This is a genomic window from Micromonospora sonchi, from assembly GCF_014646235.1.
GTDB classification, from domain to species: Bacteria; Actinomycetota; Actinomycetes; order Mycobacteriales; family Micromonosporaceae; genus Micromonospora; species Micromonospora sonchi.
In genome coordinates this window covers 72,529-94,800 of record NZ_BMNB01000016.1, presented here as the reverse complement: position 1 = coordinate 94,800, position 22,272 = coordinate 72,529, and the positions used below count along the sequence as shown (strand labels likewise).

Below are 22,272 nucleotides of genomic sequence, written 5' to 3'. Positions count from 1 at the left end.
GGACGCACCCGACCTGGGTAGGGATCTTTCAACCGCACCTGTGAACACGACGTCGAACGAAAGGTCAACGATCATGAAGATGACCGCCATCCGTTCCGCCCACGTCCCCGGTCAGGTGCGGCGATGAGCGCCAACCCGGCCACCGTGGCGAAGTGCCTCCGGTTCAACGCCGGCTTCACGCAGGCCGACCGGGACTGGATCGTCACTCAGTTCGCCACGCTCGACGCCCGCCTGGCCACCTTCGACGCCGACGCCACCGACCTCGAACTCTCGGTCAAGGACCGCGAGGCGAAGGGTCAGCGGATCACCCTGGAGTGCCGGATCGCCGGCTGGCCGAAGATCGTCACCACGTCGGGCGAGGAGGATCTACGGGCCGCGCTCAACGACGTCCGCGACGACCTGCGCCGCAAGCTCAACGACGCGAAGACCCGGCAGGAGCCGCGCAACAACAAGCACCTGCGGGTCAACACCCCACCCGGTCAGGCCCAGGCACCGACCGACGCCCTGGCCGGTGCCGGAACGACAACCGAGGAGAGGTAACGACGTACGCCCCCGCCCGCTGTGATGCGGCGGGCGGGGGCTACCCCTCGGTAGCGTGCCGGCGTACCGTCGGCGAGATGGAACCGGACCTGCTGGGCCCGCCCTACGAGCGGCACACCATCGACCTGGGCAGCGACGACGAAGGTCCGGTGGTCGCCACCCTGGTCCGCCGCCGGGCCGAGCGCCCCACCGGCCGGGCCGTGCTCCACGTGCACGGCTTCGTCGACTACTTCTTCCAGACCCACGTGGCCGACTTCTTCGCCGCCCGGGGCTGGGACTTCTACGCCCTCGACCTGCGCAAGTACGGCCGCAGCCTGCTGCCGCACCAGACCGCCAACTTCTGCCGCGACCTCGGCGACTACTTCCCCGAGCTGGACGCCGCCGCGCGGATCGTCCGCACCGAGGACGGCCACGACACCCTGCTGGCCATGGGCCACTCCACCGGCGGCCTGATCATCTCGCTCTGGGCACACGCCCGCCGGGACGCCGGCCTGATCGACGGCCTCTTCCTCAACAGCCCCTTCTTCGATCTCAACGCCCCCTGGTTCGTGCGTCGACCCCTCGCGGCCGCCGTCGCGCGCCTGGGCCGCAGGGCGCCGCACCGGGTCCTGCCGCTCGCGCTCCCCACGGTGTACGGCGAGAGCCTCCACGCCGACCATCGCGGCGAATGGACGTACGACCTGGCCTGGAAGCCGCTCGCCGGCTTCCCCGTCCGGGCCGGCTGGCTGGACGCCGTCCGCACCGGTCAGCGGCGGCTGCGCGCCGGGCTGGACATCCCGGTGCCGGTGCTGCTCGCCTGCTCGACCCGCTCGTTCCGGGGCCGCAAGTGGCACGAGTCGGCGACCCTCGCCGACGCCGTCCTCGACGTCGAGCACATGGTCCGCTGGGCGCCCCGCCTCGGCCAGCACATCACGCTGGCCCGCTTCGACGGCGGCCTGCACGACCTGACACTCTCCGGCCCCGCCGTACGCGAGAAGGTCTTCGCCGAGGTCGGACGCTGGGCCGAGGCGTTCCTCGCCGCCGGCCCGACAGCCATCCACCCCGACATCCCCCGCCCGCGGCACTGACCCGGCCACCCGTTTCAGCACGCCGACCCGATGCGGCGGTACCCTTCTCGCGCGGTACCACGCGCCCGTAGCTCAGCGGATAGAGCAGGGGACTTCTAATCCCAAGGCCGCAGGTTCGAATCCTGCCGGGCGCACCACCCTCACCCGGGGTCAACGGCTTGTCGTTCCCGGTCCAGTAGGTCGCCACGGCCCCCGTACAGCCAAGTGGGGGTGTCGACGAGGAGATCCACTTCAGCGCTAGCCGCCACGCTTCTCCATCTCGCGGTAGTGCGCGCACGGCTGCTCAGTCTTAACGTGCCAGATGCTCCCCACCAGGGCGATGGGGTAGCTGACCTCTCTGATCTGTCGATCGGCGGTCTCGACCGAGAGTCGTATCGACATCGGCTCACTCCCGAACGCGGTCGTGCATTCGAGGCGCAGCTTGACATCGATCCAGCCGGTACCGCCGGGGCGTAGCACCTGAGACTTGCCGGTGTCACGGACCAGGGCACCCGGTCCTTCCCCAGTCGCTGCACGAACCGTGATCGGCGCAGGGCCAGCGTTGATCAATGCCAGTTGCCCGTCCATCTGGAGAACGCCCGGGACGTCCGAACCCCCGCTACCGATGGATGCAGGAAAGGCCACGAGTGCGACCGAAGCATTCCGCTCCCGCTCCTCCCGCGAGCCCCACAGCTCGCTGACACCGAACCCACCAAGCACCACGCCGAGCAGAAAGGCAGCGACGAGCCGGACACTCATCCTCCGCCTGGAGATGAGGCGGTCAGGAACGCTGCCCACCTCCACCGACTGTTGGTCGTCCTCATCCAGGTCAATCGCTTCATGCTCCGCCGACATGGCGTCAGCCTAGGGCGATCCCTGACCGCCCGTCGGCCCGTCGTACCGCCAGCTCTCGCCACCGCTGACGGGCTGTCTTCGTCATCGAGGTCAGGCAGGGCAAGCCGCGCGCGAGCGCCATCCAGGTTTCGCTGGTGCCTCGACGGTCCGGGTGCCGTGCCGGCGTCGTTGTGCGGGTTGACAATCGGGGGCGTCGATCAGGGTGCAGGTTTGTGATCGATCACGATGACGCTGGCGTACCGCCCACTGAATAGTTTCCTCACCGTGCTTCCGAGGAACGATTGCAGGAGGGGAAATGCTCAGACGTCGTATGCTCGGCACCGGGCTTGCCGCGCTTCTGGCGGTGTGCGTGGCCGCCGTCCCGTCTCCAGCCAGCGCAGCAGAGTCTGCCAGCACTGCCGGGAGGATCCCCCAGGCCGTGCTGGATGCGGCGGATGCCCTGGCCGGAGCGCAGGCCGCAGCGGTGGCCCCCACGTTCAGCCGGAAACCGACCGCCCGTGGACCGGCCGCCATTGCGGCAGAACATGTGATCAACTGCTTCGGCCAGGCCCAGAATCCACACGCCTCCACCGGTGGCAACGGCATCCCGGGCAGCCTCAACGGCAAGGCGGATTCCTGGTGTGACGCCGCTGTTCCCTACGTCGGCGCCCAGGCCGAGCTGTACCAGTACGTCCCGGGCGGCGGCTTCTTCCTCGTGGGGGTGGGAAGCCTCAACTACGGCTCCGGAACGAAGACCTACACCAGCGTCGCCTGGACAATCTGTCAGGGTGTGCCGAACTACTACATCCTGAGGGGCATTCACACATTCACCGCCCCCGGTGGGTACTACCCGCCGTCATTGAGGTTGGTGTCGCAGTCGCCCATCACCGAGGTGAGCTGCTGAAACGCATGGCACGGACAAGCCGGGTCGACCACCGCCAGCAGGCGCTGGTCGACCCGCACCCGTCCCGTCACGCTTCCCACCCTCGCTCGGCGAACACCCGGGCCACGGCCGCGGTCAGGATCCGGACGCCGCGGGTGGAGGCGGGACGCAGCCCGGTCAGCTCGTGTACCCGCCGAAGGCGATAGTCGAGCGTACGCGGGTGGATGGTCAACGCGTGCGCCGTTGCAGGTCGAGACATGTCGTGCCGGTAGTACGTGTCGAGAGTGCGCACCAGATCCGGGCCGGCTTCGAGCAGGGTGATGAAATCTCGCAGCCAACTGTCCATCTGTGGTGAGTGGGCGACACCGAGCTCGACGAACCTGTCCGCGACCGTGTGGAGGCGCTCCGGTTTGGGCTCCGGCGGTGTCAGCCGACTGATCTGTCGAGCCTGGTCCAGCGCGGCAGCCAGGTGACCCACCGGTCCGACGACCGCGCCGGCGGCGCACCGCCGACCCGAGTCGACGGCGATGCCACGGACCAGGTCCAGGGTGCGGTCCCCAACCGGACCGTGCACGCCACCGTCGATGAACAGCGCCGACGCGGTGACGTCGACTGATGTCGGTGGGAGCAGGGCGAGTTCCGTCGGCCCGAGCCAGGACATCGGAATCCGCCACGACGACAGCGCCGCCTCGGCGATGCGTCTGCGCTCCGGGGCGGTCAGGTCCGGCGGGTCGCACCGGACGACCGTCACCAGGCACTGATGCCCGAGGCGTACGCCGACCGCTCGCGCGATGCCGGTCGGCGGTGGTTCGTCGGCCAGCAGCGACTGGGCGAGCATCTGGACCTGAGCCGACACCGACCAGGTCTGGGCGACGCCGGCGAGGTACCCGCCGAGGTAGGCGGAGCGGGCCCGGGAGCCCTCCCGTCCGAGCCAGGTCGCCATGTGCAGGACGTCCTCGGTGTTCGCCGGGCCGGCGGCCTCCACCACATCGCCCAGCATCAGTGCGGTGTGCGTGCTGAGCGCCTGCCGTTGCGACGCCAGCGACAGCCGGTCCTCACCCCGCCGCCGGCCAACGTCGCCGATGGCCGCCAGGTCGTCCTCCTTGAGGGGAGTGTCGTCTCGGGCGCGGTTCAGACTCACCCGCCTGATGAAGCGTGCGAAGTCGAGCATGTGCGCGAGCTGACCCGGTGACGGCATCGCGTACTCGGGTACGTCGCGCTGATAAGCGTCCACCGCACGCTGGGCATTAACGTCGATCCGCCGCTGCAGCATCACGATCAGGTCCGGCACGAAACCTCCTGAAGGAAACGCGCACCTATTCCATTTCAGCGTTGACCATGAGGTTAGCGGCAATGTGGAGATCAACCACTGCCGCTAACCTCATGATCAACCAAGAGAAACCGGAAAGTGAGGGTCGGTCAGGCGGTTTGGCAGGGGGTGTTGTTTAGGCGGAAGTCGGTGGGGCGGGTGTTGGTGCCGGAGTAGGTGGCCTGGAAGCCGAAGCTGGCCGTGCCGTTGGTCGGCAGGTTGCCGTTCCAGGCCACGTTGCGCGCGGTCACGTTCCGCCCGGACTGGGTGACCTGGGCGTTCCACGCGTTGGTGACCTGCTGGTTGCCGGTGAACGACCAGGTCAGGGTCCAGCTTGTCAGGGCGGGCCCGCGGTTGGTGACGCGGACCTCGGCGGTGAAGCCGTTGTTCCACTGGTTGACTGTCCAGTCGACCACACAGGACGCCGGCCCGGTGGTGGGCGGCGAAGTGGTGGTCGGCGGCGGCGTGGTGGGGGTCCGCGTCGGCGTGGGCGTTGACGTCGGAGGCTGGGTGGTCACCGGCGGCGTGGGCGTCGGCGGCGGCGTGGAAAGGTCGCGGGGTGGGAAGCGCAGGACGCGGTCGTCGTTCGCCGCCGGGGTGCCCCGGCCGTCGCGGTTGCTCGTGGTCACCCAGAGCCAGCCGTCCGGGCCGTACTCCACCGTGCGCAGCCGCCCGTGCGTGCCGAGCAGTTCGGCGGTCGGGGTGCCGACGCCGCCGGAGCCGTTCAGCGGTACGTTCCACAGCCGGGTGCCCCGCAGGGCGGCCACGAAGAGCCGGTTGCCGGCGATGGTCGCGCCGCTCGGCGACGCCTCGGCCGTGGTCCAGGTGAGCAGCGGGTCACGGAACCGGGGGTCGCCCGCCCGCCCCTCGACCGTGGGCCAGCCGTAGTTGCCGCCCGCGACGATCAGGTTGACCTCGTCCCAGGCGTTCTGGCCGAACTCGGTGGCGTACAGCCGGCCCTGGGCGTCCCAGGCCAGGCCCTGCACGTTGCGGTGGCCGAGGCTGTAGACCGGCGAGCCGGCGATCGGGTTGCCCGGCGGGACCGAGCCGTCCGGCCGGATTCGCAGGATCTTGCCGTTGCGGCTCTGCGGGTCCTGCGCGGAGGACGTCTGTCCGGCGTCACCGACGCCGACGTAGAGCAGCCCGTCCGGGCCGAAGGCGATCCGGCCACCGTCGTGGAACGACGCCCGGGCCAGCCCGGTGAGGATGGGCTCCTGGTTCTGCGGTGCGGTGAGCCGGAAGCGGGCGATCCGGTTGTCGGTCGCGGTGGTGAAGTAGACGTAGATCCAGCCGTCCTGCGCGTAGCTCGGTGAGACGGCGAGGCCGAGCAGGCCACCCTCGCCGGTGGCGGTCACACCGGAGATCTGGGCCACCGGCTCGGGTGGCTGGCCCGGGCGTACCCGCACCACCTGGCCGGTGGGGCGTTGGGCGACCAGGGCGCTGCCGTCGGGCAGGAAGTCCATTCCCCACGGCACCTGGAGCCCGGTGGCGGCCGTCTCCGGCCGGGTGAAGTCGAAGTCGCCGACGGCGAGCGCCCCGGGCGGCTGACCGGCCGCGACGCCGGGCACCGGGACGCCGCCGGCGGGCATCGGGGCGCCGACGGCGGCGGGCTGGGCTTCGGCGGTCGGTGCCGCGCCGGCGAGACCGCCGGCACCGACGCCGGCGACCAGCACGGCGGCGAGTGCGGCACCGACCGCGAGTCGGATCTTCATGCCACCCCCCTCATTCATAGACATTCACAAATACCATACAGCTCGGGCGGAAAGAGCACCGACTCCACGACGCGTGGCGGGCGGACGCATCGCCGACACGATCATCACCAAGCGTCGCCGGCGCCCCTGCCCCGTGCTATTCTCCGGCGTCGATCTCCGCAGCGCGGACCCGGATCGGGTCAATTGTCGCAAAGGACGCCTACCCCGATGCCGGCCTTGCCCCACTTGAGCGCGCCGCCGCCGGTCGGACCGATGCCGCCGGCCCGGTCAGCACCCGACACGGTGGAGCGTCCGGCCGCCGGCGCGTTCGCGTTCGCGTTCACCCGGTTGCCGGCGCTGTTGCGGCTCTCCTGCGGCCTGGTCGGCGCGGCGGTGGCGCTCGCCGTGCGCACCCCGCCGGTGCGGACCGAGTTGCTGCTGCCGGCGACGGTGGCGCTGACGGCATGGTCGATCTGGTACGCGCTGCGCGCCCGGCGGCACGGGTTCGGCCCGACCCTGGTCGCCGGGGACGTGGCGCTGACCAGTGCCGCCTGCCTGGCGATCCCGGTCCTGGTCGCACCGGAGGTGCTGCCCGGCGAGGTCAGCTGGATCGCGGTGCTGGCCAGCGCCACCGTGATCAACGCGCAGGCGGCCGCACCGGCACGCTGGTCGATCCCGGCGGGGCTGCTGGTCATCGTCGCGTACGTGATCGGCGCTCGCACGGCCGGTGCCGACGCCGAGGCCAGCGCCCACGCGGCGACCCTGCTGACGCAGATCGGCTGCGCGGCGATGTTGACCGCGGTGTTGCGGCGACGCATCGCCCGGGCCGATGCCGCCTTCCTGACCAACCAGCGAGCCACCCGGGAGGCGCTGATCGAGCGCACCGCGCGGGAGGCGGAGCGGCAGCAGAACCGCGACCTGCACGACACCGTCCTGGCCACGCTCACCATGGTCGGGCAGGGTGCGGTCGCCGGCCCCACCGTGGCACTGCGCCAGCGGTGCGCGGCCGACCTGCGTACCCTCGCCGCCCTGGCCGAGGCGCGATCGATGCCGGGTACGGCCCGAGTGGACGAACGGCTGCGGGCGGTGCTGAAGCGCCTGCCCAACCTGCCTGTCAACGCCGACCTTCCGCCGTGCACGGTGCCGCCGCCGGTCGCCGAGGCGATCGCGGAGAGCGCCCACGCCGCGCTCGCCAACGTGGCCCGCCACGCACCGGGCGCCTCGACCCTGCTGCGGCTGCGGCGCCTCGCCGGCACCGTCGCGGTCGAGGTGATCGACGACGGTCCCGGCTTCGATCCGGCCGCGGTTCCCGCGCATCGGTACGGCCTACGGGAGGCGGTACGCGGCCGGATGGCGACGGTCGGCGGCCGGGCCGACATCGAATCCGCGCCCGGTCGCGGTACCCGGATCCGGCTGGAGTGGTCCGATGTCGGCTGAACCGGGCACCACCGGCATGGCACAGACCGAGCGCATTCCGGTGCCGCGTACCCCCGAACTGGTCATGGCGACCCGGGCCGGACGGGCGGCGGCCGCGGTGGTGCGGATCTCCGACCGGGGCGCCCGGATCGGGGTGGTGACCATCGCGCTGGTCTGGCACCTGGCGATCGGGCTGCCCGCGGTGCTGGCGGCCCGGTCGGAGCTGGCGGCGCCGCAGGTGGTGGTCGGCGGCTGGCTGCTGGTGGCGGTGCTCGGCGGGCTCGCCGGGGTGTGGCTGCTGCGCGACGCTGCGCTGCCCGCACCCCCGTTGGCCGTGCTGCTGCTCGCCGTGGACGTGGCGGTCTTCGCCGCGGTGGGCCGCTCGCAGCTGTTCGGCCCGGCCAACTGGGTCTGGGGCGGGCTCGCCTGGTTCTTCGTGGTGGCCCTCTGGCAACGGCCGGTGCGTTGGCTGTTCGCCCTGCTGGCCGCCCATGCGTGCACCGGGCTGACGGCCGTCGTGCTGTACGGCGCCACCGAGGCCGCGGATCTGGCCCGCGCCACCATGGCCCTCTACGGCACGTCCTCGTTGCCCGCGGCCGTCTTCGCCGGCGGTGCCACGCTCACCGCGCTCTCCCGGGACCGCGCCGCCACCGCCGCCACCACCAACACGATGGTGGCCGAACGCGAGGCCGCCGAGCAGGCGCGGCGGGACCGGCGCGAACGGCTGGCACTGGTCAGCGCCGCCGCCGGGGAGGTGCTGACCGAGTTGGCGCAGGGCCGGGCCGATCCGGCCGACCCGCAGGTGCAGCGGCGCTGCACCCACGCCGCCGCCCGGCTACGCCGGCTGATCGCCGAATCCGACGACGTACCCCATCCACTGCTACACGAGCTGCGAGCCGCGGCCGACCTGGCCGAACGCAACGGCCTGCCGATCGAGCTGGTCACGATCGGCACACCGCCGCCGCTGCCGGTGCAGGTCCGCCGGAGCCTGACCGACCCGCTCATCGCCGTTCTCGCGGACGCGCGGGACTGGGCCCGGCTGACCGTCGTCTCCAGCTCGGACGAGGTGGTGGTCGCGCTGGTCACCCCCGATGCGGCGGGTCCCGATGCCCACGGGCCCCCGCCGGAGGATGGTGATGGACAGGTCGAGCACCGCTACGAACGGGACGGGAAGATCAGATGGACGCAGACACGCTGGCACCGGTGAAGCCGGGGCGACCCGTCGGTGTGGCGATCGTGGACGACCACCCGGTGGTCATCGACGGGGTACGCGCCTGGCTGGCCACCGAGCCACGGCTGGCCGTACTGGCCACCGGTGACGATCCCGACGAGGTGCTGCGGGCCGCCCCCACCGCCGACGTCATCCTGCTCGACCTCCGGCTGCACGGCCGGATCGTGTTGGACAAGCTGGCCGAACTGAGCACCGCCGGCCGACGGGTGGTGGTCTACTCCGAGCACTCCGACCCGCAGACGATGCTGGCCGCCCTCGATGCCGGGGCGGTGGCCTTCCTCGCCAAGCACGAGGGACGGGAACACTGTGTGGCGACCGTCCTGGACGCGGCGGCCGACCGCCCGTACGTGGCACCCGCGCTGGCCGGAGCGATGGTCGGCGATTCGCGGCCGGACCGGCCGGTGCTCTCCGACAAGGAACGCGAAGCCCTGCTGCTGTGGTTCCAGTCCATGTCGAAGGCGTCGGTGGCCCGGCGGATGCGGATCAGCGAGCACACCGTGAAGCAGTACGTGGACCGGGCGAGGATCAAATACAGCCGGGTGGGCAGGCCGGCGGCGACGAAGGCGGCACTGCTCGCGCGGGCGATCGAGGACGGGCTCATCCGACCGGAGGAGATCGGCATCTACCGGTCACACGCGGCGACCGATTGGCCGACCCCCTAACGGGCGTCATGACACGGATGTCGGGTTGGGCGAAGCTCGTCCGTAGCTGCCGTCCGAACCGGAGGTCCGTGACGATGCACCATGACGCGTCCCCCTTTTTCATCGCGCCGCATCGCTTCGACGCGGCGGACGACGGCACCGGCCCGCTGCTGGACCGGCGGCACGAGTTGGTGCCGGAGGACGGTGAGCGGGTGCTCGGGCGCCACCGGCTGCACGTGGCGGGTCACCTGCTCGGCCCGAGCCAGACCTGGCTGCGATGGGCGCTGCCCGCCCCGGTCGCCCTCACCGTCACCGACCGCCGGATGGCGTACGCCAGCACCGGCTCGCAGCTGGGTCTCGTCGGTGCCCGACATCGCCGCGGACGCCGGATGCCGGCGCTGGTGAGCGGACAGGTCCGCTGGCAGTGGCCGTCCCGGCTGGAGTCGGTGCCGGCCACCGAGGACGCTCCCGCCCGGGTGCTGGTGGTCTGCGACGCGCTGCGCACCATCCAGCAGCCCGCGCTCGCGCTGATCGGGCCGAGCCCGCAGGTCGACGAGCTGAGCCAGCAGATCCGCCGGGCGGTGGCCGCGTTCCGGCTGGCCCGGCCCGAGCTGGTGGATCTGTCCCCGCCGGAGCGCGACGCGTTGTCGCGGCTCACCTTCGTCGCGCCGCGCCCCAACCAGGCGCGGGTGGTCCTGCCCGGCTCGCTGCCGGTGGAGTTCCACTCCCGCGACGACTACTACCGCCCACGACACGCCGACCACCTGTCGTACAGCGCGGCGTCGGGCCAGCAGTAACCCCCGCCGATCATGGAGTTTCGGTCGCCGCTTTGGGGCCTTTTGCCAGTTATGCGGCGACACAAAGTCCAAGATCGGCGGGGCGGAGGGCGGGGGCGGGGGTGGGGTGGGGTGGTCAGGCGGGGTGGGGGCGGTGGGCGGAGGCGTCGAGGGCGGCGGCCTGCTCCGGCGTGGGTGCGGTGCCGCCCAGGTGCGCCGGCAGCCACCAGCGCTCCGTCGGCCCGGTCGGCTGGTCCGGGTACTCCCGCTGGGCCCGTTCGACCAACGCGTGCAGCCGCTCACCCAACTCCACGCTCATCGCGGCGGCGTCCGGATAGGCGGCGGGATCCATTGACTCGCCGACCAACACGGTGATCGGCGTGTGCCGGCGGGTGAGCGTGCGCGGGCGGCCCTTGGTCCACAACCGCTGGGTGCCCCAGAGCGCCACCGGCAGCACCGGGACGGCGGCCTCGCGGGCCATCCGGGTGGCACCGCTCTTGAGTTCCTTGACCGTGAAGGAGCGACTGATCGTCGCCTCCGGGAAGACCCCGACCACCTCGCCGGCCCGCAGCGCGGCCACCGCGGCGGCGTACGACTCGGCGCCCGCGCGCCGATCCACCGGGATGTGTCGCATCCCGCGCATCAGCGGCCCGGACACCCGGTGCCGGAACACCGAGTCCTTCGCCATGAACCGGACCCGCCGCCCCGACTCCAGCGCACCCAGGCCGCAGAAGATGAAGTCCAGGTAGCTCACGTGGTTGCTGGCCAGCACCGCCCCGCCGGCGCGCGGCACATGATGCGAGCCCTCAACGGTGAGCTTCAGGTCGAGAACCCGGAACATCGTCTTGGCGGCGGCGATCACGGGCGGATACACGAGTTCCGGCATGCCGGAACATTATCCCGGGTAAGTTACGCGCCGGTAGGGACGTGAACCCCGGGCCGGATCGGTCACTCGGCGAGCCGGTGCAGGTCCAGTCGGCCCCGGGCGAAGGCGTCCATCCGGCCCCAGCGGCCCGGGATGTCCAACAGCTCGATCCGGCCCATGCCCGCCGGCAGCCGGGGCTCGACCGCCAGGTGCCCCTCGTGCGGCTCCAAGCCGAGCATGGTACGCAGCAGCAGCAGCGGCGCACCGGTCGACCACGCCTGCGGGCTGCACGCCGTCGGGTACTCCACCGGGAACTTCGTCTGCTCACGCGGGTAGCCGCCGAACGCCTCCGGCAACCGGCCGTCGAAGTACCGGGCAGCGCCGAGGATCCCGTTGGCGATGATGGCCGCCTCCTCCGCGAAGCCGTACCGACGTAGCCCCCAGGCGCAGAAGGAGGTGTCGAAGGGCCAGACCGTGCCGTTGTGGTACCCGATGGGGTTGTAGCGGACCTCCCCCTCGGCCAGCGTCCGCACCCCCCAACCGGAGAAGAGCCGCTCACCGATCAGGTGCTGGGCGACCTGCTCGGCCCGGTCCTCATCGACGATCCCGCTCCACAGCAGGTGGCCGATGTTGGAGCTGAGCACGTCGCACTGCCGTCCGTCCGGGTCGAGCGCGAGCGCGTAGTAGCCGCCGTCGGCGACCCACCAGTCCCGGTTGAACCGTTCCTTCAGCGCCGCCGCCTCCCGCTCCAACTGTTCGGCGTACGCCGGGTCGTCCCAGAACTCACGGGCCAACCGCGCCCCGCGCACCTTCGCGTCGTACGCGTACCCCTGCACCTCGCAAGTGGCCCGGGGGAACGGCGGCAGCGTGCCGTCGGCGTACGAGATCGAGTCCCACGAGTCCTTCCAGCACTGGTTGTCCAGCCCGGTCTCGGTGTTGCGCCGCTGGTACCAGACGTAGCCGGTGCCCACCAGGTCGGCGTACTCGTCGATCCACCGCAACGCCCGGCGGCACTCCTGCTCCAACTCCTTGACCAGCGCGACGTCGCCGCTCCACCGCTCGTACTCGTCGAGCAGCACCACGAACAGCGGCGTGGCGTCCACCGAACCGTAGTACGGCGAGTGCGGCTGCTCCTCGAACGCGACGGTTTCGCCGTAGCGCATCTCATGCAGGATCCGGCCCGGGTCCTCCTCCCGGAAGTCGTCGAACCGGCTGCCCTGGAGCGCGGCCAGGATCCGCAGCGTGGTGCGGCTCAGGTCGGGCGTGAACGGCAGGGTTTGCAGGCAGGTCAGGATGCTGTCCCGGCCGAACATGGTCATGAACCAGGGCAGGCCGGCAGCCGGCAGCGTCTGGCCACCGAGCGACAGCGGCGAGAAGCGCAGCGCGGCCAGGTCGATCAGGCACCGCCGGTACGTGTCACAGATCTCCCCGTGCTCGCTGTTCACCTTCGGCGCGTTGGCGATCCACTCCGCCAGGTCCTGCTGGAGGGCGAGCCGTTCGGCGCCGTGCACCTGCAACCCCATCCGCAGGTCCCGGCCGCCCGGACCGAGCGCCCGAGTCTGTACGTCGATGGAGGTGTGCCACTCTTCGTTCGGTTCCAGGTGGATGGAGTACGCGAACCCGTCGCGGTCGAACCGCGCCGCAACGGAGGAGGAGATGATGGTTTCCCGGTTGAAGTTCCCGCGTCGGTAGCCCAGGCGTAGCCGGTCCGGCGCCGCCTCGGTGTAGATCTCGCCCTTCTTGTTCAGGATCTCGTCCTTGACCTCGAACAGATCCGCGAAGTCGGCGCCGGCGTCGACCCTGATCTCCAGGTCGACCGCCTTCTCGTCGTGGTTGAGGATGGTGATGCTCTCCCGGAAGCTGCCACCCACGCTCCGTTCCCGGATGATCGACAGTTTCGCGTCGATGTAATGCGTGGCCACTCCGGGCACCAGGAAGAAACGGGCCTCGTAGTACTGGAGATCGTCGTAGGAGAGGGCGTGGAGCCGTTCGCCGTTGACCGTGAGGATCCACTTCGACAGGAACCGGGTGTCGATGGAGAACAGCCCGGTGGGCTCCGTCGGCGTGGCCTCGATGTCTCCGGTGGACTCGGAGACGACGAAGGTGTTGCCGTCCAGGATCCGGACGGTGTCGGACGCCGCCATCAGCGCACCCCCTTCCCGTACCAGCGCGGCCCCTGGGCGTGCGGCGGCCCGGGGAAGATCCGTTCCAGTTCCACCATCAGGCGAGCGTCACCGCTCACCGTCATGTCCCCGCGCAGCAGCGCCGCCAGCCCGTTCTCCCGGCCGGTGACCATGCCCTCCATCATCGCGGGGCTGGCACCGATCACCGTGTCCGCTTCCATGTCCTGCCGGCTGACCTGGATCCTGCCCCGGTCGATGCGCACCAGCCAGTGCGTGGTCTGTGGCCCTTCATGCAGGTCGAAGCGCAGGGTCCCGGAGATCTTCGCCAGCAGCGGGTCGTACCCCCGCTGGTCGAGGTCCTCGAAGAACCGCATGGTCGCGTCCGCCATCGGCTCCTGTCCTCCCCGTCGGTTCCGGCCGGCCGCGGGCGTCTGCTGCGCCGACCGGCTTCCTCGCGTCCGACGACGGGTGCCCGCCCGGCGGGGGATCAATCTCGCCCGGATCGGGTGAGCCCACTTCCCCGGCGGGTTGGAAGTGGCGAGAGCCGGCCCCCCGGGATCGGGAAGCCGGCTCGCCTACGGGACGGATCAGTTGTTGGGATCGTCGGCGCTGACGTCGGCCAGCACGGACTGCGGCTCGCGCTCGACCGCCAGGTCGCCCATTGACACGAGGCCGATCAGCCGGCCGTCCTCGGTCACCGGCAGCCGCCGTACGGCGTACGTCCGCATCAGGTCGGCGGCGGCGACGGCGTCGTCGTACCGACTCACCGTCACCACCTCCTTGGTGGTGATCTGGTTCAGCCGGGTGGTGTCCGGGTCCATGTTCTCCGCCACGCCCCGGACCGTGATGTCGCGGTCTGTGACGATGCCGGCAACCTTGTCGCCGTCGGTCACCACCACGTCGCCGATTGCGGAGTCACGCATCTCCTGGGCCGCCGCGACCAGCGTGTCGTTGCCGTCCATGGTCACCAACCGGGTCGTCATGAACTCTCCGACCGTTGTCATGGTGCCTCCCTCTCGGTGTAGGGCAGCCATGCGTCTACCCGACGGCCCCGACCAGTAACGCCCGTGGCGGGAGGCCGTGGCGGCGCCCTCGCTAGCGCTCGGCGGCGACCAGCTCGGCCAGCTGCACGGCGTTGAGTGCGGCGCCCTTGCGCAGGTTGTCGTTGGAGCAGAACAGCGCGAGCCCGTGCTCGACGGTCTCGTCGGCGCGGATCCGGCCGACGAAGGTCGGGTCCTGCCCGGCCGCCTGCAACGGCGTCGGCACCTCCGACAGCGCCACCCCGGGCGCGTCGGCGAGCAGCTCGTGGGCCCGCTGCGGGCTGATCGGCCGGGCGAACCGGGCGTTGATCTGGAGCGAGTGCCCGGTGAAGACCGGCACCCGGACGCAGGTGCCGGAGACCTTCAGCTCGGGGATCTCGAGGATCTTGCGGCTCTCGTGGCGCAGCTTCTGCTCCTCGTCGGTCTCCTCCGACCCGTCGTCGACGATCGACCCGGCGAGCGGGAGCACGTTGAACGCGATCGGCCGGGCGAACGAGCGGGGGGCGGGGAAGTCCACCGCGGCGCCGTCGAAGGCCAGCCCGGAGGCGCTCTCGGCGACCTTGCGGACCTGCTCGTCCAGCTCGGCGACGCCGGACAGCCCGGCACCGGAAACCGCCTGGTACGTCGAGACGACCAGACTGATCAGCCCCGCCTCGGCGTGCAACGGGCGCAGCACCGGCATCGCGGCCATCGTGGTGCAGTTCGGGTTGGCGATGATCCCCTTCGGCCGGCGTGCGGCGGCCTGCGGGTTGACCTCGGCGACGACCAGCGGCACGTCCGGGTCCATCCGGAAAGCCGACGAGTTGTCGATGACCACCGCCCCGGCGGCGGCCACCCGCGCCGACAGCTCCTTCGCGGTGCTCTTGCCGGCGGAGAAGAGCACGATGTCCAGCCCCGAGTAGTCGGCGGTGGTCGCGTCCTCGACGGTGACCTCCTCGCCGCGCCACGGCAGCGTACGCCCCGCCGAACGGGCCGACGCGAACAGCCGCAGTTGCTCCGCCGGGAACTCCCGATCCGCCAACACCTGCCGAATGACGCCACCGACCTGGCCGGTGGCCCCCACAATGCCGATCCTCATGCCCGCGAGGCTACCCAGCCCGGCACGTCCACCGGGAACGGTTTCCCACCGCCCGGGCCCGACACCGACCGGCTCGGGCCGCCGCCCGGCGAACAGCCGGCCCGCGATCGGTCGGATCCGGCGGAAGAACCGGCCTCGTCACCCTCCCCCGCCGCAACTTCTCAGTCCCACCCCACCACCACCGCGACCAACATCACACTTCCGACACGGCGGGTCAGGCCGTCGGGGCGTGGTCGATCAGGTCGCCGAGGCCGGTGGCGGCCAACTCGTCGCGGATCAGCGCGGCGTCTCCCTCCAGGACCAGGGTCAGCGACTCCGGGTGCAGGTGGGCGGCGGCCGCCGCCGACACCTGCGCCACGTCGGCGGCGAGCAGGGACTCGCGCAACCGGGCGTGGTAGTCGTCGGGCAGGTCGTGCACCACCAGGGTGGTCAGCGCCCCGGCGATCGCCCGCGGGCTCTGCAACTCGACCGAGAGCTGCCCCGCCCGCCAGGACCGGGCCACCGCCAGCTCGTCCTCGGTCACCCCGCCGGCCTGGGTACGGGCGATCTCCCCGACCGCCTCCACCAGGGCCGGTGCGGTGACGGCGGTCTGCACGCCGGAGCTGACCGCGAACCGGCCGAACCGGCGGGACGAGGCGAAGTCACCCCGGATGCCGTACGTGTAGCCGCGTACCTCCCGGATGAGGTGATTCAGCCGGGACGTGAACGCGCCGCCGAGCACCGTGCCGGCCAGGGCGATCGGCACGTAGTCCGGGTGGGCGCGGTGCGGTGCGGGGTGACCGAGGCGCAGCGTGGACTGCACCGAGCCGGGCCGGTCGACCAGGATGATCCGGCGGTTGGCGTGCAACGGCACCTCGATCGGCGCGCCCCGGTCCACCGGCCCGCCGACGGTGCCGGCGAACGCCGACGCGGCTAGCGCGTCCAGGTCGATCCGGTCCAGGTCACCGACGACCACCAGGGTCCCGGGCCGGATGAACCACTCGGAGTGGAAGACGGTGACGTCCTCCACGTCCAGGGCGGCCACCGAGTCCGGGGTGCCGTACATCGGGCGGCCCCACCGGTTGTCGACGCCGAACAGGTCGGCGCGCAGCACCGCGTCGGCGCGGGGGCCGGGGTTGGCCCAGTCCATCCGCAGCGCGGTCGCCTCGTCGTCGCGGACCCGCCGTACGTCCTCCGGGTCCAGCTTCGGGGTGCGCACCGCCTCGGCGAGCAGTTCCACGGCCGCGCCCAGCCGGTCCACCGGCACCTGGACGCTGGCCTGGAAGGTGTCCCAGTCGAGCCCGGTCACCAGTTCGGTGCCGAGCGCCTCGATGGCGAGCGCGTACGCGGTCGCGTCCCGCTGGGCGGTGCCCTCCTCCAATGCCTTGGCCAGCACCCCGCCGAGCCCCTCGGAGCCCACCGGCTCCCGGCCGGCCCCCGCGTCGAGCAGCAGCAACGCCACGGCGAGGTTCTGCCCGGGCAGGTGCGCGGCGACGACCTGGCCGCCGGCGACGTCCCGGCGGACCACCTGCGGGAAACGGTACGGGCGGGCCGCACCCGGACCGGGACGATCGGCGATCAGAGTCACGACTTCTCCTCGGCGTGGTAGATCAGGGTCACCCGGTCGTCGGCGGCGAGCACCTCGGCGGCCGCCTCGGCGATCTGGTCGGCGGTCACCGCCAGCCAGGCCGGCAGGCGGTCGGCGACGGTGGCCGGGTCGCCGAACTGCGTGGCGTACCTGCCCAACGCGTCCGCCCGACCGTCCACGGTGGACATCTGCCGCCACCAGGCGGTGGTCAACAGCGCCTTCGCGCGGTCCAGCTCGGCGGCGGTCACCGGCACGGTGGCCAGTTCGTCGACCACCTCGGCCAGCCCGGCGGCCAGCCGCTCGGCGCCGACCCCGGTACGGGCGGTGGCGGTGGCGATCAGCGGCGCCGGCGCGTGCGCCAGATCCACCCCGTACGCCCCGACCAGATCCGGCTGGGCGATCCGCTCCCCGTCGGCGAGCCGCTGGTAGAGCCGGCTGCCCCGGCCACTGCCGAGCACGGTGGCGAGCACGGTCACCACGTCGTAACCCGAGCTGCCGAACGGGTGGGTCCGGTGCGCGACGTACACCCGCGGCGCCGGCACGTCGGTGACCACCGTCTCGGTGGCCGGCACACCGGTGGCGGGCACCACCCGGCCGTCGGGTGCGGGCGGGATCTCCGCCCGGGCCGGGAGGGCGCCGAAGTACTTCTCGGCCAGCGCGACGACCTCGTCGACGCCGGTGTCGCCGACCACGGTCAGCACGGCGTTGTTCGGCGCGTAGTAGGTCTGGTGGAACGCCTGGAAGGTGGCCAGGTCGGCGGCGTTCAGATCGGCCATCGAACCGATGGTGGCGTGGTGGTACGGGTGGCCCGGCGGATAGAGCAGGGGCAGCAACCGCAACCAGGCGTCGCCGTACGGCACGTTCTCGTAGCGCTGGCGACGCTCGTTCTTGACCACGTCCCGCTGGTTGTCCAGCGTCTCCTGGGTCAGCGCCGGCACCAGCCCGCCCATCCGGTCGGCTTCCAGCCAGAGCGCCAGCTCGAGATGCTCGGCGGGGACGGTCTCGAAGTAGTTGGTGCGATCCGGGTTGGTGGTGGCGTTCAGCGACCCACCCGCCCCCTGCACCAGTTTCATGTGCTCGGTCTTCGCCACATGCATCGAGCCCTCGAACATCAGGTGCTCGAAGAGGTGCGCGAAGCCGGTCTGTCCGGCCGGCTCGTGCCGCGAGCCGACGTCGTACCAGAGGTTGACCGCCACCGCCGGGGCGGTGCGATCCTCGCTGACCACCACACGCAGGCCGTTGTCCAGTCGAGTCATCGAGATGGGCCAGGGGTAACCGCTGTCGGGCATGGCCCCGACGCTATCCGATCTCCCACCCGCCGAGCCGCACCCCACCCCGTTGATCATGAGGTTGGCGGCGATGTTGATCGCAGTCACTGCCGCCAACCTCATGATCAACGCCGGTGGGCGTGGGGGCATCAGTCGGGGGGTTCCACCGGCGTCACCGTCTGATCCGAGGTGCGCCGCTCCAGGACGGTGTCCGGGGCGGCGTTGCGATCGGCCTCCCGGACGTCGGACTCGGTGAGGATCGCGTCGGCCTGCGCCTGCGCGTCGTCGCTGCCGGCGGCAGCCTCCTCCGGCAACAGGTGGGCGCGGGACTCCACCCGCTCCTGGTCGCTCAGTTCATCACTCATACCGTTCCCATACCCCACCCCAACCGCCGGCACGCGAGGAAGGAAGGGCCCCTTCTTAACGCGTCGCGTTAAGACGTCGGGCGTGATCACGCAGATCTCCATGTCGCCGCCGTCCTCCGCGACGTAGAGGTCGCCGGAGCGGGCACCGGTGATGTTGTCCACCCCGGTCAGCGGCGCGGTGCCGGAGACCAGCGAATCGTCGTACGCCAGGGAGATGCGCTGGTCGACGGCGTCGTACGCCCAGACCCGGTTGTCGCCCTTCGTGGTGAACCAGCAGGTGCCGCCGGCGTACCAGCAGCCCTCGCCACCGTTGAAGCGCTTGGCGCCGGAGATCTGGTTACGGGTCGACGTGCTCGCTGCCGAGGGATCGGGCACCGGGGCCCAGGTCACCGGACCGCTGGTGGCGGCGCCCACAACCAGCACCTCCAGCGTGCCGGCGGAGAGGTTGCCCCAGTTCCTCGGCCGGAACCGGTAGAAGCAGCCGTTGCTCTCGTCCTCGGTCAGGTGGATCACCTTGCGGTCGGGGTCGCACGCCGCCGGCGCAGTTCTGGTTGGTGCCGGAGAGGATCCGGTACGCCGAGGCGATGCTGCCGTCCGCGTTGAAGGTGTACGACGTGCCGGCCACCGCCTGGCGGGAGCTGCGACGACCCGGCTGGTGAATCCGGCGGGCAGTCGGATTCCGCACCTCCGGTCGATGACGTTCGATGGGAACTGCCCGCAGCCTCATCGACGGGGGTGAACACCGAACGAGGCGGCGCCGACGAGGGGGTGAGGGTTCGGCCACCGTCGGGTACGCTTACCGGCGTGACACGGTCGTATCGATGGTTTAGGCAGCCGGCTCGCAGGCCGGTGACCTCACCATGATCTGACGTCACCGTTTTCGAGCCGGCCGGGCAGGAGCTTTCGTTCCTGCCCTTTCGCGTACGAGCAGCCGGCTCGACCCGGGCACCGGCCCCGGGTGCGGTCGGCGAAAGGATGCCCACCGTGACGACCCCGGACAACCACCGGGTCATCGACCAGCGGATCGACCGTGTCGTACCGCTGACCACCCCGGCCCTGCTGCACCACGAACTGCCCCTCGACGACAGCCTGACCTCGGCCGTACTGGCCGGCCGGCGTGCCGTCGGTCGGGTGCTCGACCGGGACGACGACCGGTTGCTGGTGGTGGTCGGCCCCTGCTCGGTGCACGACCCGGCCGCCGCCCTGGAGTACGCCCACCGGCTGCGCGAGGCGGCCGCGCGGGTCGCCGAGGACCTGCTGGTGGTGATGCGGGTCTACTTCGAGAAGCCGCGTTCCACGGTGGGTTGGAAGGGCCTGATCAACGACCCCGGGCTGGACGGCTCCGGTGACGTCAACAACGGCCTGCGGATGGCCCGGACGCTGCTGCTCGACGTGCTGCGCCTCGGCCTGCCGGTGGGCTGCGAGTTCCTCGACCCGATCACCCCGCAGTACATCGCGGACACCGTGGCGTGGGGCGCGATCGGGGCCCGCACCGTGGAGAGCCAGGTACACCGCCAGCTCGCCTCCGGCCTGTCCATGCCGATCGGCATGAAGAACCGCCCCGACGGCAGCATCGCCACGGCGGTGGACGCGATCCGGGCCGCCGGCGTGCCGCATGTCTTCCCCGGCATCGACGTCTCCGGCACCCCGGCGATCATGCACACCCGGGGTAACGCGGACGGCCACCTGGTACTGCGCGGCGGTGGCGGGCAGCCGAACTACGACGCGGCGTCGGTGGCGGGGGCGCTCGACCTGCTGCGCGCCGCCGGGCTGCCGGAGCGGTTGGTGGTGGACGTCAGCCACGGCAACAGCGGCAAGGACCACCGCAACCAGCCCACGGTGGCCGCCGACGTGGCCGCGCAGATCGCCGCCGGGCAGTCCGGCATCGTCGGGATCATGCTGGAGAGTTTCCTCGCACCCGGCCGGCAGGATCTCGACCCGACCCGGGAGCTGACGTACGGCCAGTCGATCACCGACGCCTGCATCGGCTGGGACACCACCGAGGAGGTCCTCACTCACCTCGCCGCCGCCGTGCGCACCCGCCGAACCCACTCCGCCCACCTGGACCCCACACCCGCCTGACCCCCTCCCCTTCCTCCCCCTCCCCTCCCTTCCCTGCCCCCGTCGCGTTGATCATGAGGTTGTTGTCACGGGAACACGCTTTCCAGCACAACAACTTCATGATCGACGGGGTCAAGGGTGGACCGAAGGCGGGAGAGGTGGGGAGGGGAGGGGGGTGGGTTTGGGGGGTGGGGGTGCGGGTAGCCGACGGGGGTGAGCGACGACGTACCCGTGACCGAGGCACCCACGGCAAAGACGGCGGCCACGCGCGACGTGCGACTGCCGGACGCCATTCTGTCCGACGTGCCCGTGGTCGACACCGCCGCGATCGATCCGCCCCTCACCGACCTGCCCGGTACGGCTGCCGCCGTGCCGGACGAGGTAGGGACCGAGGAGGTGGACACCCGGCCGCTCGACGAACTGCTGGACGAGCTCTACCACGGTCAGGAGCGGATCAGTCAGGTCGACATCTACCGCCGCGCGGTCGCCGCGGAGTTGCCGGCACAGCTGCTCTCCCGGTTGAACGCGCTGCCGCAGGGCGAGTACGCGGTGGACGAGTTGGCCGACCTGCTGGGCGGCTCGGCAGGCTGACCAGGCGCTCGCATCCCACGCGCCGCCGAGGCCACCGGCCGCCAGGTATGGCCCGGCGAGGAGAAGAGGAGCAGCATGTCGCAGCCCGAGGAACAGCGCCACGAGCGGATGCCGGCGCTCGGCCAGCCACCGGAAGGTACGGACACGCTCCCCGAACCGGACTTCGCCAACGAACACGACCGCACCGCCGTCGACCGGGACATCATCACCGGCGCGGACGAGGACGAGCGCGAGCCGGAGTCGCCGCGCGGCTGGTCCGGCATGCAACGTTGAGCCGGGGCCCGGCGCGAGGACACTTCGACGCCTGACCCGACGTCACGATGCCGCCGGTCGGGGAGAAACCCGAGCCGGCGGCATCGATGTCGCCGCGCGCGATCCGGACCAGGAGCTCAGTCCTTGTGGCCCTCGGCGCTCTGCTGCGCGATCGCGTACGCCATCTGGAGGAAGTCCGACGCGGCCACCGCGGTCAGCGCGGTGGCGACCAGCCGGGTCAGTCTCGGCGCGAGCACGAGGCCGCCGGTCAATCCGGTGGACACCCAGACCGCCAGGCAGAACGGGCAGCTGAGCAGCTCGCCGATGGCGTGTCGGGTCGGACTGCCCGAGTCGCGGACCTGCTCCAGCACCTCGCCGCTGCCGATCGGTCGGTCGTAACGGGTGAAGGGTGCACGCAGCGGGCTGGTCACGGCGTCCTTGGCCAGCAGCCGGCTGAGCTTGTGGGTGGCGATGGAGAGCAGCACCACGTCGGAGGCGGCGGGCCGCTCCGGCACCGTACGACCGGCCGCCTTGACCAGCGTTGCGATGGCAGCGGTCACCCCGGCGAAAGTGCCCATCGACGCCAGGTAGCCGCCGAGCGGCCGGTGCTCGTGCGGAGCGTATGCCTGGCGTAACCGTGTCACCTTCTGCTTGAGTTCGCCCACCCGGCCTCCTTCGGGTCACGTTGTGATCGG

21 protein-coding genes, 1 tRNA gene and 1 pseudogene are annotated in these 22,272 nt (G+C 71.4%); 11 read left to right on the top strand and 12 right to left on the bottom strand.

Annotated elements, in window-relative coordinates:
• Positions 1-123 precede the first annotated feature (123 nt).
• From IEY61_RS18130 to IEY61_RS18120, 3 genes are all read left to right on the top strand, one after another.
• Complete coding sequence (locus IEY61_RS18130) at positions 124-540, top strand: HPF/RaiA family ribosome-associated protein (protein ID WP_189045877.1); 417 nt, start codon at positions 124-126, stop codon at positions 538-540.
• A gap of 77 nt (positions 541-617) precedes the next feature.
• On the top strand, positions 618-1,607 hold the full coding sequence (locus IEY61_RS18125) for an alpha/beta hydrolase (protein ID WP_189045875.1): 990 nt from the start codon (positions 618-620) through the stop codon (positions 1,605-1,607).
• A 61-nt stretch (positions 1,608-1,668) separates the two neighbouring features.
• A tRNA-Arg gene (locus tag IEY61_RS18120) sits at positions 1,669-1,744 on the top strand.
• Between the two features lie 100 nt (positions 1,745-1,844).
• Here IEY61_RS18120 and IEY61_RS18115 read toward each other — a convergent pair.
• Positions 1,845-2,441: a hypothetical protein gene (locus IEY61_RS18115; protein ID WP_189045873.1), complete on the bottom strand. Its 597-nt coding sequence runs from the start codon at positions 2,439-2,441 to the stop codon at positions 1,845-1,847.
• Between the two features lie 295 nt (positions 2,442-2,736).
• Here IEY61_RS18115 and IEY61_RS18110 point away from each other — a divergent pair, with 295 nt between their 5' ends.
• Positions 2,737-3,324 (top strand): hypothetical protein, encoded by a 588-nt coding sequence (locus IEY61_RS18110; protein ID WP_189045871.1) that lies wholly within the window; start codon positions 2,737-2,739, stop codon positions 3,322-3,324.
• Between the two features lie 67 nt (positions 3,325-3,391).
• Here IEY61_RS18110 and IEY61_RS18105 read toward each other — a convergent pair whose 3' ends face one another.
• Entirely contained in the window at positions 3,392-4,594 is a 1,203-nt protein-coding gene (locus IEY61_RS18105) for a PucR family transcriptional regulator (protein WP_189045869.1), read from the bottom strand.
• 128 nt (positions 4,595-4,722) lie between these two features.
• A complete protein-coding gene (locus tag IEY61_RS31990) occupies positions 4,723-6,324 on the bottom strand; it encodes a PQQ-dependent sugar dehydrogenase (RefSeq protein WP_189045867.1) in 1,602 nt (533 codons plus the stop codon).
• Positions 6,325-6,531: 207 nt separating this feature from the next.
• Between IEY61_RS31990 and IEY61_RS18095 the strand changes: the two genes are divergently transcribed.
• The 4 genes from IEY61_RS18095 to IEY61_RS18080 all read left to right on the top strand — a co-directional run bounded on the left by IEY61_RS18095 (position 6,532) and on the right by IEY61_RS18080 (position 10,388).
• Entirely contained in the window at positions 6,532-7,740 is a 1,209-nt protein-coding gene (locus IEY61_RS18095) for a sensor histidine kinase (RefSeq protein ID WP_229706010.1), read from the top strand.
• Positions 7,741-7,804: 64 nt separating this feature from the next.
• Positions 7,805-8,926 carry a hypothetical protein gene (locus IEY61_RS18090; RefSeq protein ID WP_189046001.1) on the top strand — a complete coding sequence of 374 codons (1,122 nt, stop codon included), beginning with the start codon at positions 7,805-7,807 and terminating at the stop codon, positions 8,924-8,926.
• On the top strand, positions 8,899-9,612 hold the full coding sequence (locus tag IEY61_RS18085; RefSeq protein ID WP_189045865.1) for a response regulator transcription factor: 714 nt from the start codon (positions 8,899-8,901) through the stop codon (positions 9,610-9,612). Before IEY61_RS18090 ends, IEY61_RS18085 begins: the two co-directional genes overlap by 28 nt.
• A 74-nt stretch (positions 9,613-9,686) precedes the next feature.
• Positions 9,687-10,388, top strand: a complete 702-nt coding sequence (locus IEY61_RS18080) for a hypothetical protein (RefSeq protein WP_189045863.1) — start codon at positions 9,687-9,689, stop codon at positions 10,386-10,388.
• A 115-nt stretch (positions 10,389-10,503) separates the two neighbouring features.
• Here the strand turns inward: IEY61_RS18080 and IEY61_RS18075 are convergent, their stop codons facing one another.
• From IEY61_RS18075 to IEY61_RS18040, 8 genes and pseudogenes are all read right to left on the bottom strand, one after another.
• Entirely contained in the window at positions 10,504-11,253 is a 750-nt protein-coding gene (locus IEY61_RS18075; protein ID WP_189045861.1) for a lysophospholipid acyltransferase family protein, read from the bottom strand.
• 62 nt (positions 11,254-11,315) lie between these two features.
• Positions 11,316-13,376: an amylo-alpha-1,6-glucosidase gene (locus IEY61_RS18070; protein ID WP_189045859.1), complete on the bottom strand. Its 2,061-nt coding sequence runs from the start codon at positions 13,374-13,376 to the stop codon at positions 11,316-11,318.
• The gene (locus IEY61_RS18065; protein ID WP_189045857.1) at positions 13,376-13,744 is read right to left on the bottom strand and encodes an SCP2 sterol-binding domain-containing protein; all 369 of its coding nucleotides are present in this window, start codon (positions 13,742-13,744) and stop codon (positions 13,376-13,378) included. The genes IEY61_RS18070 and IEY61_RS18065 overlap by 1 nt, the downstream gene beginning before the upstream one ends.
• A 198-nt stretch (positions 13,745-13,942) precedes the next feature.
• On the bottom strand, positions 13,943-14,359 hold the full coding sequence (locus IEY61_RS18060; protein WP_189045855.1) for a CBS domain-containing protein: 417 nt from the start codon (positions 14,357-14,359) through the stop codon (positions 13,943-13,945).
• Positions 14,360-14,450: 91 nt separating this feature from the next.
• The gene (locus IEY61_RS18055; protein ID WP_189045852.1) at positions 14,451-15,473 is read right to left on the bottom strand and encodes an aspartate-semialdehyde dehydrogenase; all 1,023 of its coding nucleotides are present in this window, start codon (positions 15,471-15,473) and stop codon (positions 14,451-14,453) included.
• 214 nt (positions 15,474-15,687) lie between these two features.
• Positions 15,688-17,040, bottom strand: coding sequence for a M16 family metallopeptidase (locus IEY61_RS18050; RefSeq protein WP_189045850.1), 1,353 nt, complete (start codon positions 17,038-17,040; stop codon positions 15,688-15,690).
• Positions 17,037-18,329, bottom strand: a complete 1,293-nt coding sequence (locus IEY61_RS18045; protein ID WP_189045848.1) for a M16 family metallopeptidase — start codon at positions 18,327-18,329, stop codon at positions 17,037-17,039. Before IEY61_RS18045 ends, IEY61_RS18050 begins: the two co-directional genes overlap by 4 nt.
• Before the next feature lie 419 nt (positions 18,330-18,748).
• Positions 18,749-19,354: pseudogene (locus IEY61_RS18040) on the bottom strand (alkaline phosphatase PhoX); the annotation flags it as partial.
• A gap of 294 nt (positions 19,355-19,648) precedes the next feature.
• Here IEY61_RS18040 and IEY61_RS18035 point away from each other — a divergent pair.
• The 3 genes from IEY61_RS18035 (at position 19,649) to IEY61_RS18025 (ending at position 21,598) form a co-directional block, all read left to right on the top strand.
• Positions 19,649-20,755 carry a 3-deoxy-7-phosphoheptulonate synthase gene (locus tag IEY61_RS18035; RefSeq protein WP_189045846.1) on the top strand — a complete coding sequence of 369 codons (1,107 nt, stop codon included), beginning with the start codon at positions 19,649-19,651 and terminating at the stop codon, positions 20,753-20,755.
• Positions 20,756-21,061: 306 nt separating this feature from the next.
• Positions 21,062-21,325, top strand: coding sequence for a hypothetical protein (locus IEY61_RS18030; RefSeq protein ID WP_373293175.1), 264 nt, complete (start codon positions 21,062-21,064; stop codon positions 21,323-21,325).
• A gap of 75 nt (positions 21,326-21,400) precedes the next feature.
• On the top strand, positions 21,401-21,598 hold the full coding sequence (locus IEY61_RS18025) for a hypothetical protein (protein ID WP_189045844.1): 198 nt from the start codon (positions 21,401-21,403) through the stop codon (positions 21,596-21,598).
• 116 nt (positions 21,599-21,714) lie between these two features.
• On the opposite strand, the gene IEY61_RS18020 is transcribed toward IEY61_RS18025, so the two are convergent.
• Positions 21,715-22,242 carry a DUF1360 domain-containing protein gene (locus tag IEY61_RS18020; protein WP_189045842.1) on the bottom strand — a complete coding sequence of 176 codons (528 nt, stop codon included), beginning with the start codon at positions 22,240-22,242 and terminating at the stop codon, positions 21,715-21,717.
• Between the last annotated feature and the right edge of the window lie 30 nt (positions 22,243-22,272).